Source organism: Pseudarthrobacter sp. WHRI 8279, assembly GCF_040224115.2.
Lineage (GTDB): Bacteria > Actinomycetota > Actinomycetes > Actinomycetales > Micrococcaceae > Arthrobacter.
Window position 1 is genome coordinate 2,037,881 of the sequence record NZ_CP168162.1, and the last position, 13,577, is coordinate 2,051,457.

Below are 13,577 nucleotides of genomic sequence, written 5' to 3' on the forward strand. Positions count from 1 at the left end.
CCTTTGCGTGTAACAGTTGGTCAACTGGAGCGGCAGTCAGTTCGCACTGAAGCCGCCCAGCAATTTACTTGTAGCGGTAGACGATACGACCACGGGTGAGGTCGTACGGGCTCAGCTCCACCACTACGCGGTCCTCAGGGAGGATTCGGATGTAGTGCTGACGCATCTTTCCAGAGATGTGTGCCAGAACGATGTGCTTGTTGGTGAGCTCAACGCGAAACATCGCGTTAGGCAGCGCCTCGGTCACAACGCCTTCGATCTCAATGACCCCGTCCTTCTTGGCCATACCCTCCGCTAACTGTTGTTGCCGCAGCCCCGCCGGATTGCACCGGACATGGCCACGAACGTTTTGGTTGGATCGATTGCCGGCTCCAGACCCAAAAGGGCGTGGCAGTCCAGACAACCAACAAACAACACTACTCGGTATCACCGGAAAAGTTAAATCGGCAATGGTAACCTACCGGGCGCCGTACACACCATAATCACCGGCGGGAGTGCTCACGGCCTCCGCGCTGGCTACGCCATCCAGGATGGCCAAACGTACGACGTCGGCTGCCGCGCTCTGCAGCGTTATGAGGCTGAGCTGGCGGGCAGCTTCGTCCGAACGGTCCAGTGCCACGGCCTGGGTAGCCAGGCAGAAAACAGTGTCGCCGTCGGCGAGCGTATGCGACGGATTCAGGGCCCTCGCAATCCCGGCATGGGAGGCAGCCGCAGTCCGCTTGCACTCGGCCACATCCAGAATGGCGTTGGTAGCTACCACAACAAGGGTGGTATTGAACGGCGCGTCTAAGGTGGGCCCACGCGAGCCGGGTTCCCTGACCGAGCTTGCGAGGTTAGGGGGCTCGTGGGGCGGCACGACCGAGCGCGCGGAGGGTTCGCGATTCCCCGACGGAGTTACTGGAAGGCCAAGGGCGTTAACAACAGCAATTGCACCCACCACCACCCCGTCCTCAAGCGTCACAGAGGCAGTCCCCACGCCGCCCTTGTACGTGCGGGCCATGACTGCCCCGGTGCCGGCACCCACATTGCCGCGTCCGACGCCGTGCCTTTCTGCCTGTGCCGCAGCGGCGACGGCGGCCGCGTAGCCCATGTCCGCCGTCGGACGCGCGGAAAAATTCCCGCCCCTGCCCAGGTCGAAGATCGCGGCTGCCGGCACGATAGGGACTACTCCCCCGGGCACCGCAAAACCGCGGCCGTTCTCCTCGCACCACCGCTGGGCGCCGGCGGCGGAGGCGAGGCCGTAGGCGCTGCCCCCGGTGAGGACAACGGCGTCCACCGTGCTGACGAGTGTGGTGGGATCCAGGGCATCAGTTTCATGGGTGGCAGGTCCGCCGCCCTGCACGTCCACCGACCCGCAGGTGCCCGGCGGCGGCAGGACCACCGTGACACCAGTCAGCCAACCGTCGTCGGACTTCTGCTGGTGCCCCACCCGCAGGCCGGGTACGTCAGTGATTGCTCCCATGGCACCCATTCTCCCCTTTTGGCCATCAAACGGATGAATACGGGCGGGTCCCTGCCTTTCAACCAAACTTTGTGCAAGACTGCATCCAACACAGCGTTAACGGGCAACGAAGCCTCGTCTAACAGTCCTCTGACGAGGGCAAATGCGGCTTTCTGCCTGCTGACCTTGTGGTGAAGTAATGGCTAGACTTCCCCGACCACGGCCAGCCACGAGCAGGCACGAATCCCGTGAGAGACCGCATGACACGTCAACTCGCACCCCATCCTTCCACCAAGCCCACCAAGCCCGGGCCGGCAGCCATCCCCCGACGCCGGCGCTGGACGCAGAGAACCCGGCGTGACTTCTTCGTGTTCCTCGCCCTCGCCTTACCGAACCTGGTGCTGATCGCCGTCTTCACGTACCGGCCACTGATCAGCAACATCTACTACTCAACGCTGGACTGGACCCTTGGGTCGCCATCCGCCACGGTGGTCGGCATCAACAACTACGTCACCTTCTTCACCAGCGACGACGCCTCCAAAGTCCTGGGCACCACGGCAATCTTCACGGTGGTGACCGTGGGCGGATCCATGATCCTCGGACTGCTCATCGCCCTGGCACTGAATGCGAAAGTCCGGGGAACCACATTCGCCCGCTCCGCGGTGTTCGCTCCCTATGTCTTGTCCGGCGTCGGCGTGGGACTGGTGTGGCTCTTCATTTTCGATCCCGGCTACGGCGTGCTCGCCTGGCTGCTCCGGGGCATCGGCCAGCAGAGCCCGCAGTGGATTAACGACCCCCAGCTTTCCCTGGTCATGGTCATCCTGGTCTACGTCTGGAAAAACCTCGGATACTGCGCGGTGGTGTACCTGGCAGGACTGCAGTCCCTGCCGCAGGATGTCATGGAGGCAGCATCACTCGACGGCGCCAACGGGTTCCGGCGCTTCATCACCATGTCGCTGCCGCTCCTGTCCCCCACCACATTCTTCCTGCTGATCACCAGCATGCTCAGTTCGCTGCAGGCCTTTGACCTGATCAGGATCATGACGCCGCTGGGAACCGGCACCAGCACCCTCATCTACGAGGCCTACCTCCAGGCGTTCGGCGCCTTCAACCGGGCGGGCTACTCCGCGGCCATCTCGGTGATCCTCTTCGCGATCCTCCTGGTGATCACCGTGTTCCAACTGCGCTTCGTGGAACGGAAGGTGCACTACTCGTGAGCTCCCTGTCACCGGTCAATCCGGACCCCACAGCCCGGCCCGCGCAGGCGGCAGAACAGGCCATTGCCCGGGACCGGCCCTTCTCCCGGCGCAACCTGGTGCAGGCCGTCCTGGGCGGGTACGTCCCGCTGATCCTGGCCACCCTGGTGGTTTTCCTGCCGCTGCTGTGGATGGTGCTCAGCTCGTTCAAGCAGCCCGGTGAAATCATCACCATGGATCTTGAGATCCTGCCTGAAGGCCTCAACCTGCAGAACTACCAGATCGCCATGACCACTGTGCCGTTCGGCCAGTTCTTCCTCAACAGCGCCATCGTCACGGCGGCGGGCGCCAGCGTCAAGGTGGTCCTGGCCATCCTCACCGCCTACGCACTGGTGTTCGTGCGCTTCCCGTTCAAGAACGCCATTTTCATGCTCATCCTGGTTGCGCTGATGGTGCCGCCCCAGGTGTCCATCCTGCCCAACTACATCCTGATCTCGGGCATGGGCGGAAAGAACACCCTGTGGGGCATCATCCTGCCGGGCCTCGGCACCGCCTTCGGCACCTTCCTCCTCCGGCAGCACTTCCTCACCCTGCCCAACTCCATCCTTGAGTCGGCTGAAATCGACGGGGCGGGCCACTGGCGCCGCCTGTGGCGGATTGTGGTGCCCATCTCCGTTCCCTCCATCGCCACGGTGGCGCTGGTGACCATCGTCAGCGAATGGAACGAATACATCTGGCCGCTGATCATCACAGACCGCCCGGACACCATGACCCTGCCGGTGGGCCTGACGCTGCTCCAGAACTCAGAGAGCAATGCCTCCGGATGGGGCATCCTCATGGCCGGAGCCGTCCTGGTGATCGTCCCCATCCTTATTGTCTTCGCAGCCCTCCAGCGTTACATCGTGGCGGGGCTCACCCAGGGCAGCGTCACCGGGTAAGCCCGTGCCGCCGTCGTCCATCACAGAAGAAGCACCCAACTCCTCAATGTGGCACCCAACGAAAGGACCTGCAATGACACAGCACCTCGATCGGAGGCACTTCCTGGGACTCGCCGGGGTCACGGCGTCCGCCGCTGCCCTGGCAGCCTGCGGCGGCCCGTCCACCAGCGGCACCCCCGTGGCCAGCGAAGCCGCCGACCTCGACTTCAGCGGAGTGAAGCCGGCCGCGAAAATCGACTTCTGGTCCAACCACCCCGGCAAGTCGCAGGACGTCGAAAAGGCCATTATTGAGAAGTTCCATGCCAAGTACCCGGACATCCGGGTCAACCTGGTCACGGCCGGAGCGAACTACGAGGAAATCGCGCAGAAGTTCCAGACCTCCCAGGCGGCAAAATCGGGCCTCCCGGGCGTCGTGGTCCTCTCCGATGTGTGGTGGTTCCGGTACTTCACCAACGGCAGCATCATCCCGGTGGATGCCCTCGTCAAGCAGCTGGACATCAAGCTGGACGATTTCCGCCAGTCGCTCGTGGACGACTACAAGTACAACGACAAGCAGTGGGCCCTCCCCTATGGCCGCTCGACTCCCCTGTTCTACTACAACAAGGACCACTTCCAGGCCGCCGGCCTGCCGGACAGGGCACCCAAAACCTGGCAGGAATTCGGTGAGTGGGCACCTAAGCTCAAGGCCAGCTCCGGAGCGCAGTACGCCTACATCTACCCGGCGTTGGCCGGATACGCGGGCTGGACGCTGCAGAACAACCTGTGGGGGTGGGGCGGCTCCTGGTCCAAGGAATGGGAAATCACCTGCGATTCGCCCGAAGCGGTCGAAGCGCTGCAGTGGGCCCAGGACTCCATCTACAAGAACGGCTGGGCCGGCGTCTCCTCCAAGGAAGCTGCGGACGACTTCTCCGCCGGTCTGACCTCGTCCACGATCTCCTCCACCGGGTCCCTCCTTGGCGTCCTGAAGTCGGCACCGTTCAATGTGGGCGTGGGCTTCCTTCCCGGCGGACCGAAGGCTGAGACCAACGTCTGCCCCACCGGCGGCGCCGGCCTGGGCATCCCGAGCGGCATCAGCAAGGAAGAGCAGCTGGCTGCCGGAACCTTCCTGAAGTTCATGACCGAACCGGAAAACAGCGCAGCTTTCTCGGCGGCCACCGGCTACATGCCCACCCGAGAGTCGGCGGACATGAAGGCGGTCCTGGCCCAGACGCCGCAGATCCAGACCGCCGTGGACCAGCTGGCTGTCACCCGGGTCCAGGACAATGCCCGGGTGTTCCTCCCGGGCGCCGACCAGGAACTGGCCAAGGCGGCAGCTGCCATCCTCACCCAGCAGGCGGACGTGAAGGCCACCATGGCCAGCCTGAAGAAGACGCTGGAAGGCATCTACGAGAAGGACGTCAAGCCGAAGCTGGGGTAGCTTTCCCGAATGCAAGAAGCGCCAGGTGTTGTTGTGGGATCACAACGGCACCTGGCGCTTCTGTTGGGGCTGCTTGGGGCTGAGCCGTGGGCCCTGGGCCTGCCGCCCTGGGCCTACGGGATGGGCACCGGGGTGACGCCGAGCGGGACAAGGTGCTCCGCACCGCCGTCGGGCGCTGACAGCACCCAGATGCCCTTCTCATGGACCGCCACGGAGTGCTCCCACTGGCACGACCGCTTGCCGTCCGTGGTGACAACTGTCCAGTCGTCCTCCAGGACCGCGGTTTCAATGCCGCCGCGCACCAGCATGGGCTCGATCGCCAGGCAAAGACCTGGCTTGATCTTGGGACCGCGGTGCGTGGTGCGGTAGTTCAGCACGTCGGGAGCCATGTGCATTTCCGAACCGATGCCGTGTCCCACATAGTCCTCGAGGATCCCCAGCGGTTTGCCGGGAACGGACGAAACGTAATCGTCGATCGCGGCCCCGATATCGCCGACGTGCTTTCCGGTGGCCAACGCTGCAATGCCGTGCCACATTGCTGCCCGGGTCACGTCCGAGAGGCGCTGGTCCTCCGGGTCAGCCGTGCCCACGATGACGGTCCTGGCCGAGTCGGAGTGCCAGCCGTCCACGATCGCGCCGCCGTCGATCGAGATGATGTCCCCGTCATTGAGGATCCGGCTGCCCGGGATACCGTGGACCACTTCTTCGTTGACCGAGGTGCAGATCGTGGCCGGAAAGCCGTGGTAGCCAAGGAAGTTGGACTTTGCGCCCGCTTCGTTCAGGACAGCGGCGAAGACGTCGTCGAGGTGCTTGGTGGTGGCACCGGGCACTGCTGCGGCAACGGCTGCGTCCAGTGCACGGCTCAGGACAAGGCCTGCCTCGTGCATGGTGCGCATCTGGGCGTTGGTCTTGTATTCGATGCGGGGCTGGCCAAAGGCCATGGTGTTCCTTCTTTCAAATGGCTGAGGCTCCTCCCGGTTGCCGGGAGGAGCCTCGGAATACGTTCGCCTGGATCAGGCTGCCTGTGCCGCCTTGATGGCCTGCATGACGCGGTCGGTGACTTCGTCGATGCCGCCGATGCCGTCCACCTGGGTCAGGATGCCGCGCTCGGCATACTTCGCCACCACGGCTTCGGTCTGCTCGTGGTAGAGGTCAAGGCGGTGGCGGATGACGGCTTCGTTGTCGTCGCTCCGGCCCGTTTCCTTGGCCCGGCCCAGGAGGCGGTGGACCAGTTCCTCATCGTCGGCAGTCAGCTGCAGGACGACGTCGAGCTTTTCCTCACCCTTGGCAAGGATCTCGTCCAGGTAGTCCACCTGGGCCGTGGTGCGGGGGTAGCCGTCCAGCAGGAAGCCGTTTTCGACGTCGGACTCGCTGAGCCGGTCCCGGACCATTTTGTTGGTGACGCTGTCAGGGACGAAGTCGCCGTTGTCCATGTACTTCTTGGCTTCGATGCCAAGCGGCGTTTCGCCCTTCACGTTGGCGCGGAAGATGTCGCCGGTGGAGATGGCCACAACGCCGAGGCGCTCTGAAATCCGCTCCGCCTGCGTTCCTTTTCCGGAACCTGGAGGTCCAATAATCAGCATTCTCGTCATCGCAAAAGCCCTTCGTAGTGACGTTGTTGTAGCTGCGCATCAATCTGCTTGACGGTCTCCAAACCAACGCCCACCATGATCAAGATCGAGGTGCCACCGAACGGGAAGTTCTGGTTTGCGTTGATCAGCACCAGTGCCACCAGCGGGATCAGCGCTACGAAGCCCAGGTACAGGGCTCCGGGCAGGGTGATCCTGGAGAGCACGTACTGCAGATAGTCAGCGGTCGGCTTCCCCGCGCGGATACCCGGGATGAAGCCGCCGTACTTCTTCATGTTGTCCGAGACCTCTTCAGGGTTGAAGGTGATCGCGACATAGAAGTAGGTAAAGAACACGATCATGGCGAAGTACAGCACCATATAGATCGGCTGGTCGCCGCGGACCAGGTTGTTGTTGATCCATTCGACCCACGGCTGGAGCTGCTCGCCCTGCGCAGGCTGGTTGAACTGGGCAATCAGGCCCGGCAGGTAGAGCATCGAGGAGGCGAAGATCACCGGGATAACACCGGCCATGTTCACCTTGATGGGGATGTAGGTGCTGGTGCCGCCCACGGTGCGGCGGCCAATCATCCGCTTGGCGTACTGCACCGGTACCCTGCGCTGCGACTGCTCAACAAAGACAACCAGTGCCACTGTCAGCAGGCCGACCGCGAGGACAATGAAGAAGGTTCCGGGGCCCTGCGAGCTCCAGATGGCGCCCAGGGACGTGGGGAACGTCGCGGCGATGGACGTGAAGATGAGCAGGGACATGCCGTTGCCCACGCCCTTCTCGGTCACGAGCTCGCCCATCCACATGATCAGGCCGGTGCCGGCCGTCAGGGTGATGATGAGCAGGATGGTGGTGATGACGCTGCTGTCAGGAATGATCGGCAGGTTGCAGCCCGGAAGCAGCTGCCCCGAACGTGCAAGGGATACCAGCGTGGTGGCGTTGAGGAGGCCCAGCGCGATGGTGAGGTACCGGGTGTACTGGGTCAGTTTGGACTGGCCCGAAGCACCCTCTTCGTAGAGCTGCTGGAACCGGGGAATGACCACCCGGAGCAGCTGGACGATGATGCTGGCCGTGATGTACGGCATGATGCCCAGCGCGAAGATGGACACCTGGAGCAACGCGCCGCCGCTGAACAGGTTAACGAGCTGGTACAGCCCCTCTGCCGTCTGACCGTTCTGCAAGCATTGCTGGACATTCTGGTAGTTCACACCAGGCGAGGGAATGAAGGCACCCAAGCGGAAGATGGTGATGATTCCCAGCGTGAACAACAACTTGCGTCGCAGATCAGGCGTGCGAAAGGCCCGGCCAAATGCGCTAAGCAAGCGTCCTCCTGTGGTGTGAATAAGAGTGGTGTGATGGGGATCTATAAATCCCGACAACCGAGTCTAACGGGTGGATGCGCCCTGCGAACAATCCGCCCGGGCGCCGCTGCGCCGGATGGCATCGAAAAAACGCCGGGCGGATGGAAAAACTCCCGGCCCCGGGGCGGTAGCCCCAGGACCGGGAGTTCAACAACGGGCTTGGCGCCCACCGGCTCTAGAGAGCGGTGGTGCTTCCGCCTGCTGCGGCAATCTTCTCAGCGGCGCTGGCCGAGAATGCGTGGGCGGTGACGTCCACCTTGACGGTGATGTCGCCGGTGCCCAGCACCTTGACGGGCTGGTTCTTGCGAACGGCGCCCTTTTCGACCAGGTTCTCCACGGTGACTGCGCCACCTTCGGGGAACAGCTCGTTGAGCTTGTCCAGGTTTACAACCTGGAACTCAACCCGGAACGGGTTCTTGAAGCCGCGCAGCTTCGGCAGGCGCATGTGCAGCGGCAGCTGGCCGCCGGCAAAGCCAGCCTTGATCTGGTAGCGGGCTGCAGTACCCTTCGTGCCACGTCCAGCGGTCTTACCCTTGGATGCTTCACCACGACCAACACGGGTCTTGGCGGTCTTGGCACCCGGGGCGGGACGCAGGTGGTGAACCTTCAGGGCGTTCTGCTTCTCAGCAGCCTGTGCCTTGTCAGCAGTGTTCTTCTCTGCCATTTACTTCGCCTCCTCTACCTTTACCAGGTGCGGAACCGTGTTGAGCATTCCAACGGTCACGGCATCGGCGGTGCGGACAACGGTCTGTCCGATACGCTTCAGGCCGAGGGACCGGAGGGTGTCGCGCTGGTTCTGCTTGCCGCCAATGGCGGACTTGATCTGAGTGATCTCCAACTGAGCGTCGGAGGGAACCAGGTTCTTAGCCATAACTAGGCACCTGCCTTCGGGTTCAGGAGTGCCTTCACCAGGGCCGCCGGAGCGATCTCGTCGAGGGGCAGGCCGCGGCGTGCTGCCACTGCTGCCGGCTCTTCGAGGCGCTTCAGGGCATCAACGGTCGCGTGAACGATGTTGATGGCGTTGGAGGAACCGAGCGACTTGGAGAGGATGTCGTGGATACCCACGCACTCCAGTACTGCACGGACCGGGCCACCGGCGATAACACCGGTACCGGCGGAAGCCGGACGCAGCATTACGACGCCGGCCGCAGCCTCACCCTGAACGCGGTGCGGGATGGTGCTGCCAACGCGGGGAACGCGGAAGAAGGACTTCTTAGCTTCTTCAACGCCCTTCGCGATTGCGGCAGGAACTTCCTTAGCCTTGCCGTAGCCAACGCCGACCATGCCGTTGCCGTCACCGACGACGACCAGGGCGGTGAAGCTGAAGCGACGACCACCCTTGACCACCTTGGAAACGCGGTTGATGGTAACGACGCGCTCTACGAACTGGCTCTTCTCGGCTTCACGGCCGCCGTCGCGGCCGCCTCGGCCACCACGGTCGCCGCGGCCCTGGCCACGGTCGCCACGCTCGCCGCGACGAGCGCCGCCACGGCGGTCGTCGGCAGCTGCGGGGGCAGTGGTCTCAGCGGCAGCTGTGGCTTCAGTAGCCTTCTGATCTGCAGACACAGTGTCCTTTTCCTTGTTTGCTTCCGTCACAGTGACAGCCCACCTTCACGTGCACCGTCAGCGACGGCGGCGATCCGGCCGTGGTACTTGTTACCACCGCGGTCGAAGACAACAGCTTCGATACCGGCAGCCTTGGCACGCTCGGCAACCAGTTCGCCAACGCGCTTGGCCTTGGCGGTCTTGTCGCCGTCGAATGCACGAAGGTCGGCTTCCAGAGTGGAGGCGCTCGCTACGGTCAGGCCCTTGGTGTCATCGACAACCTGGACGAATACGTGGCGTGCGGAACGGTTGACGACCAGACGCGGACGTACAGCCGTACCGGAGATGCGCTTACGGATACGAAGCTGGCGGCGGCTGCGCGAAGCAGACTTGCTCTTGTTCGTACGCTTCTTGTTAATTGAGATGGCCATGGTTACTTACCAGCCTTTCCGACCTTGCGGCGGATGACTTCGCCGGCGTAACGGATGCCCTTGCCCTTGTAGGGGTCCGGCTTCCGCAGCTTGCGAATGTTGGCAGCAACCTCGCCGACCTGCTGCTTGTTGATACCTGAAACAGAGAGCTTGGTCGGGGTCTCAACTGCAAAGGTGATGCCGTCCGGTGCGGTGACGTTGACCGGGTGGCTGTAACCAAGAGCGAACTCCAGGTCGGATCCCTTGGCCTGAACGCGGTAACCGGTACCGACGATTTCAAGCTTCTTCTCGTAGCCCTTGGTAACGCCCTCGATCATGTTGGAGATCAGGGTGCGGGTCAGGCCGTGGAGTGAACGGGAGGCGCGCTCGTCGTTCGGGCGGGCGACGGTCAGGGTGTCTGCATCCAGGGTGACCTCGATCGGGCTGGCCACAGTGTGGTTCAGCTCGCCCTTGGTGCCCTTGACGCTGACGACAGAGCCGTCAACCTTGACCTCAACGCCGGCAGGAACGGTGATGGGGAGACGTCCAATACGTGACATTATTCTCTTCCTTTCCCGTTACCAGACGTACGCGAGGACTTCGCCGCCCACGCCCTTCTTGCCGGCCTGCTTGTCAGTCAGGAGGCCGGAAGAGGTGGACAGGATTGCGACACCCAGGCCACCGAGCACGTGCGGCAGGTTGGTGGACTTTGCGTAAACACGCAGGCCCGGCTTGGAGATACGGCGAACGCCAGCGATTGAACGCTCGCGGTTCGGTCCGAACTTGAGCTCGATGGTCAGCTTCTTGCCAACCTCCGCGTCCTCTTCCTTCCAGCCGGCAATGAAGCCTTCAGCCTTGAGGATGTCAGCAACGCGTGCCTTGAGCTTGCTGTACGGCATGGTCACGGTGTCGTGGTATGCCGAGTTTGCATTGCGCAGACGCGTGAGCATGTCTGCGACAGGATCTGTCATTGTCATGGTGGGCTCGTGCCCTTCCTCGTAACGGTTTCCGCGGTGCTGCCAGCTGACCGGAGTCAGAAGCCATGCCGCCGGACCTTTTACGTAGTTAGATTAGTCTTCGGCCTTGAACGGGAAACCAAGCGCCTTGAGCAGCGCGCGGCCTTCGTCATCGGTCTTGGCAGTGGTAACAACCGTGATGTCCATACCGCGGACGCGGTCGATCTTGTCCTGGTCGATTTCGTGGAACATAACCTGCTCGGTCAGACCGAAGGTGTAGTTGCCGTTGCCATCGAACTGCTTGCCGGAGAGACCGCGGAAGTCCCTGATTCGGGGCAGCGCCAGGGTGACAAGACGATCCAGGAATTCCCACATGCGGTCGCCACGCAGGGTAGCGTGTGCACCGATGGGCATGCCTTCGCGCAGCTTGAACTGTGCGATCGACTTGCGGGCCTTGGTTACCTGCGGCTTCTGGCCGGTGATCTGGGTGAGGTCGCGGACGGCGCCGTCGATCAGCTTGGAGTCCTTGGCGGCATCTCCAACACCCATGTTCACAACGACCTTCACGAGGCGGGGAACCTGGTTGACGTTCTGGTACTTGAATTCCTCAATGAGCGTGCTCTTGATGGATTCTGCGTACTTGGTCTTCAGACGAGGAACGATCTTCGTTGCCGGAGTCTCGAGAGTCTCAGTCATTAGATGTCCTTCCCTGAGCTCTTGGCCACGCGGATGCGGACTTCGCGCTTCTTGCCGTTACGCTCAACGGTTTCAGTGCGGAAGCCAACGCGGGTGGGCTTCTTGGTGGACGGGTCAACCAGAGCCACGTTGGAGATGTGGATCGGGGCTTCAACAACCTCGATGCCACCGGTCTTGGTGCCGCGCTGCGACTGGCCGACCTTGGTGTGCTTGGTTACGCGGTTGATGCCTTCAACCAACACGCGGTTGGTGTCGGTGAAGACGCGCAGGACCTTGCCCTGCTTGCCGCGGTCGCCGCCGCGCTCAGCCTTGGCGCCAGTGATGACCTGAACCAGGTCACCCTTCTTGATCTTTGCAGCCATGGACTAGAGCACCTCCGGAGCCAGAGAAACGATCTTCATGAACTTCTTGTCACGGAGTTCACGACCAACCGGTCCGAAGATACGGGTACCGCGGGGGTCACCGTCGCCCTTCAGGATCACAGCTGCGTTCTCGTCAAACTTGATGTAGGAACCATCCGCACGGCGGCGTTCCTTCTTGGTACGGACGATGACTGCCTTGACAACATCGCCCTTCTTTACGTTGCCGCCCGGGATTGCATCCTTGACGGTGGCGACAATGACGTCACCGATGCCTGCGTAGCGACGGCCAGATCCACCGAGAACGCGAATGGTAAGGATTTCCTTAGCACCCGTGTTGTCGGCGACCTTGAGTCGCGACTCCTGCTGAATCACTATTTACTCCTTGCGTCGCGCCGGTTCTCAGACCGAAAATCTTCCTACGGAATGAGCCTTGCGGAACGGTTGATCGGGGTGTCTCTTGACCTGCCTGGATTTTGCCAGACCAGGCCTAAACTCCCGTGCCAGAAGCAGTTGCTCCCATCCGGTCCAGGACAGGTCCTGGGCGCAAGGGGGCACTATGCCGTGGCACGCTTGTTTACGAGGTTGATGACGGCGCACGAACGGCGCCATACAAACTCAATATCCTAGCACAGTTCCGGTCAGTCCCAATATCACCCGGCGCCGCTCCCCGCAAGACGGACGACAGCGTCACGCACGGCATCCGTCCCGCGTCTGCTGCCGCTCCCCCGGAAGCCGCCCCACCGCCGTCGGACGCTCTCTCACTTGATGCGTGTTTTCTGGCGACGCTCTCTCACTTTCGGCGGCGAGGTGAGAGAGCGTCCGCCGAAAACCGACATCAAGTGAGAGAGCGTCGGGGAGGGGAACGACGGCGTCACGTACGACAGCCTTCTGGCCCACTTTTGGTGCCACTTCCCCGCGAAACCGCGGCGCCGCCGTCGTGCAAGCCCCAAAAACCGGGCCAGTGTGACGGCAGGCCGCCCTTTAACGCGAGGAAACCCCCGCTCCCGAAAGGAGCAGGGGTTTCCGGATACCAAAGCAGCAGGTGCTACTTGGCCTTCTCGAGGATTTCCACGAGCCGCCAGTTTTTGGTGGCGGACAGCGGACGGGTCTCGGCGATGACAACGAGGTCGCCGATGCCGGCGGTGTTGTTCTCATCGTGTGCCTTGACCTTGGAGGTACGGCGGATGACCTTGCCGTACAGGGCGTGCTTCACGCGGTCCTCAACCTGGACAACGATGGTCTTTTCCATCTTGTCAGAGACCACGTAGCCGCGACGCGTCTTGCGGTAACCGCGCTGCTCAGCCGTGGCTGCGGTAGCAGTTTCCGTCACGTTCTCGTCCTTTTCACTCACTTGGCATCCTCCTCGGTCTCAACCGTTTCAGCCTTGGGGGCCTTCTTGGTTGCTGCCTTCTTGGACTTCTTTTCTTCCTTGGCTTCCACAACCGGTGCGGCAACCTCGGCACGAATGCCCAGCTCGCGCTCGCGGAGAACGGTGTAGATGCGGGCGATGTCCTTCTTTACCGCGCGCAGACGACCGTGGTTCTCCAGCTGACCGGTGGCGGACTGGAAACGCAGGTTGAACAGCTCTTCCTTGGCCTTGCGGAGTTCTTCAACGAGACGCTCGTTGTCGAAACCGTCCAGCTGTGCGGGAGCCAGATCCTTGGATCCTACTGCCATT

At 62.4% G+C, this 13,577-nt stretch carries 19 protein-coding genes; 3 read left to right on the forward strand and 16 right to left on the reverse strand.

The genetic code is table 11. The features are described 5' to 3' along the window. Nucleotides 1–64: 64 nt before the first annotated feature. Complete coding sequence (gene infA, locus ABRP28_RS09250; RefSeq protein ID WP_009358723.1) at nt 65–286, reverse strand: translation initiation factor IF-1; 222 nt, start codon at nt 284–286, stop codon at nt 65–67. A gap of 171 nt (nt 287–457) precedes the next feature. Next, nucleotides 458–1,462, reverse strand: coding sequence for a P1 family peptidase (locus ABRP28_RS09255; protein ID WP_350002061.1), 1,005 nt, complete (start codon nt 1,460–1,462; stop codon nt 458–460). 239 nt (nt 1,463–1,701) lie between these two features. Between ABRP28_RS09255 and ABRP28_RS09260 the strand changes: the two genes are divergently transcribed. The 3 genes from ABRP28_RS09260 to ABRP28_RS09270 all read left to right on the forward strand — a co-directional run bounded on the left by ABRP28_RS09260 (nt 1,702) and on the right by ABRP28_RS09270 (nt 4,992). Further along, a complete protein-coding gene (locus tag ABRP28_RS09260) occupies nt 1,702–2,658 on the forward strand; it encodes a sugar ABC transporter permease (RefSeq protein WP_350002062.1) in 957 nt (318 codons plus the stop codon). A gap of 62 nt (nt 2,659–2,720) precedes the next feature. Continuing rightward, nucleotides 2,721–3,575: a carbohydrate ABC transporter permease gene (locus tag ABRP28_RS09265; protein WP_350002142.1), complete on the forward strand. Its 855-nt coding sequence runs from the start codon at nt 2,721–2,723 to the stop codon at nt 3,573–3,575. Between the two features lie 73 nt (nt 3,576–3,648). Beyond that, entirely contained in the window at nt 3,649–4,992 is a 1,344-nt protein-coding gene (locus ABRP28_RS09270; RefSeq protein ID WP_350002063.1) for an ABC transporter substrate-binding protein, read from the forward strand. Between the two features lie 113 nt (nt 4,993–5,105). On the opposite strand, the gene map is transcribed toward ABRP28_RS09270, so the two are convergent. The 14 genes from map to rpmC form a co-directional block, all read right to left on the reverse strand. Beyond that, on the reverse strand, nt 5,106–5,933 hold the full coding sequence (map, locus tag ABRP28_RS09275; RefSeq protein ID WP_350002065.1) for a type I methionyl aminopeptidase: 828 nt from the start codon (nt 5,931–5,933) through the stop codon (nt 5,106–5,108). A gap of 72 nt (nt 5,934–6,005) precedes the next feature. Beyond that, nucleotides 6,006–6,575, reverse strand: a complete 570-nt coding sequence (locus tag ABRP28_RS09280; protein ID WP_350002143.1) for an adenylate kinase — start codon at nt 6,573–6,575, stop codon at nt 6,006–6,008. 5 nt (nt 6,576–6,580) lie between these two features. Further along, nucleotides 6,581–7,891 carry a preprotein translocase subunit SecY gene (secY, locus tag ABRP28_RS09285; RefSeq protein WP_350002067.1) on the reverse strand — a complete coding sequence of 437 codons (1,311 nt, stop codon included), beginning with the start codon at nt 7,889–7,891 and terminating at the stop codon, nt 6,581–6,583. A gap of 214 nt (nt 7,892–8,105) precedes the next feature. Next, nucleotides 8,106–8,594 carry a 50S ribosomal protein L15 gene (rplO, locus tag ABRP28_RS09290; protein WP_231454772.1) on the reverse strand — a complete coding sequence of 163 codons (489 nt, stop codon included), beginning with the start codon at nt 8,592–8,594 and terminating at the stop codon, nt 8,106–8,108. Then, nucleotides 8,595–8,801 carry a 50S ribosomal protein L30 gene (gene rpmD, locus ABRP28_RS09295; RefSeq protein WP_066277852.1) on the reverse strand — a complete coding sequence of 69 codons (207 nt, stop codon included), beginning with the start codon at nt 8,799–8,801 and terminating at the stop codon, nt 8,595–8,597. A gap of 2 nt (nt 8,802–8,803) precedes the next feature. Then, entirely contained in the window at nt 8,804–9,526 is a 723-nt protein-coding gene (rpsE, locus tag ABRP28_RS09300; protein WP_174176732.1) for a 30S ribosomal protein S5, read from the reverse strand. Beyond that, complete coding sequence (gene rplR, locus ABRP28_RS09305; RefSeq protein WP_079596676.1) at nt 9,523–9,906, reverse strand: 50S ribosomal protein L18; 384 nt, start codon at nt 9,904–9,906, stop codon at nt 9,523–9,525. Before rplR ends, rpsE begins: the two co-directional genes overlap by 4 nt. 2 nt (nt 9,907–9,908) lie before the next feature. Further along, the gene (gene rplF, locus ABRP28_RS09310; RefSeq protein ID WP_102975104.1) at nt 9,909–10,445 is read right to left on the reverse strand and encodes a 50S ribosomal protein L6; all 537 of its coding nucleotides are present in this window, start codon (nt 10,443–10,445) and stop codon (nt 9,909–9,911) included. 18 nt (nt 10,446–10,463) lie between these two features. Continuing rightward, nucleotides 10,464–10,862 carry a 30S ribosomal protein S8 gene (gene rpsH, locus ABRP28_RS09315; RefSeq protein WP_041652213.1) on the reverse strand — a complete coding sequence of 133 codons (399 nt, stop codon included), beginning with the start codon at nt 10,860–10,862 and terminating at the stop codon, nt 10,464–10,466. Nucleotides 10,863–10,955: 93 nt separating this feature from the next. Continuing rightward, nucleotides 10,956–11,537: a 50S ribosomal protein L5 gene (gene rplE, locus ABRP28_RS09320; protein WP_102975105.1), complete on the reverse strand. Its 582-nt coding sequence runs from the start codon at nt 11,535–11,537 to the stop codon at nt 10,956–10,958. Then, nucleotides 11,537–11,899 (reverse strand): 50S ribosomal protein L24, encoded by a 363-nt coding sequence (rplX, locus tag ABRP28_RS09325; RefSeq protein WP_188809610.1) that lies wholly within the window; start codon nt 11,897–11,899, stop codon nt 11,537–11,539. The genes rplE and rplX overlap by 1 nt, the downstream gene beginning before the upstream one ends. 3 nt (nt 11,900–11,902) lie before the next feature. Next, nucleotides 11,903–12,271 (reverse strand): 50S ribosomal protein L14, encoded by a 369-nt coding sequence (rplN, locus tag ABRP28_RS09330; RefSeq protein WP_009358299.1) that lies wholly within the window; start codon nt 12,269–12,271, stop codon nt 11,903–11,905. A 673-nt stretch (nt 12,272–12,944) separates the two neighbouring features. Next, entirely contained in the window at nt 12,945–13,250 is a 306-nt protein-coding gene (gene rpsQ / locus ABRP28_RS09335) for a 30S ribosomal protein S17 (RefSeq protein ID WP_013601827.1), read from the reverse strand. Beyond that, nucleotides 13,247–13,576, reverse strand: a complete 330-nt coding sequence (rpmC, locus tag ABRP28_RS09340; protein ID WP_102975107.1) for a 50S ribosomal protein L29 — start codon at nt 13,574–13,576, stop codon at nt 13,247–13,249. The genes rpsQ and rpmC overlap by 4 nt, the downstream gene beginning before the upstream one ends. Between the last annotated feature and the right edge of the window lies 1 nt (nt 13,577).

Bases quoted from the DNA above. Each gene is read 5' to 3' on its own strand.
- infA (WP_009358723.1), bottom strand. From the start codon at position 286: ATGGCCAAGAAGGACGGGGTCATTGAGATCGAAGGCGTTGTGACCGAG.
- ABRP28_RS09255 (WP_350002061.1), bottom strand. From the start codon at position 1,462: ATGGGAGCAATCACTGACGTACCCGGCCTGCGGGTGGGGCACCAGCAG.
- ABRP28_RS09260 (WP_350002062.1), top strand. From the start codon at position 1,702: ATGACACGTCAACTCGCACCCCATCCTTCCACCAAGCCCACCAAGCCC.
- ABRP28_RS09270 (WP_350002063.1), top strand. From the start codon at position 3,649: ATGACACAGCACCTCGATCGGAGGCACTTCCTGGGACTCGCCGGGGTC.
- map (WP_350002065.1), bottom strand. From the start codon at position 5,933: ATGGCCTTTGGCCAGCCCCGCATCGAATACAAGACCAACGCCCAGATG.
- ABRP28_RS09280 (WP_350002143.1), bottom strand. From the start codon at position 6,575: ATGCTGATTATTGGACCTCCAGGTTCCGGAAAAGGAACGCAGGCGGAG.
- rplO (WP_231454772.1), bottom strand. From the start codon at position 8,594: ATGGCAGAGAAGAACACTGCTGACAAGGCACAGGCTGCTGAGAAGCAG.
- rpmD (WP_066277852.1), bottom strand. From the start codon at position 8,801: ATGGCTAAGAACCTGGTTCCCTCCGACGCTCAGTTGGAGATCACTCAG.
- rplR (WP_079596676.1), bottom strand. From the start codon at position 9,906: ATGGCCATCTCAATTAACAAGAAGCGTACGAACAAGAGCAAGTCTGCT.
- rplF (WP_102975104.1), bottom strand. From the start codon at position 10,445: ATGTCACGTATTGGACGTCTCCCCATCACCGTTCCTGCCGGCGTTGAG.
- rpsH (WP_041652213.1), bottom strand. From the start codon at position 10,862: ATGACAATGACAGATCCTGTCGCAGACATGCTCACGCGTCTGCGCAAT.
- rplE (WP_102975105.1), bottom strand. From the start codon at position 11,537: ATGACTGAGACTCTCGAGACTCCGGCAACGAAGATCGTTCCTCGTCTG.
- rplX (WP_188809610.1), bottom strand. From the start codon at position 11,899: ATGGCTGCAAAGATCAAGAAGGGTGACCTGGTTCAGGTCATCACTGGC.
- rpmC (WP_102975107.1), bottom strand. From the start codon at position 13,576: ATGGCAGTAGGATCCAAGGATCTGGCTCCCGCACAGCTGGACGGTTTC.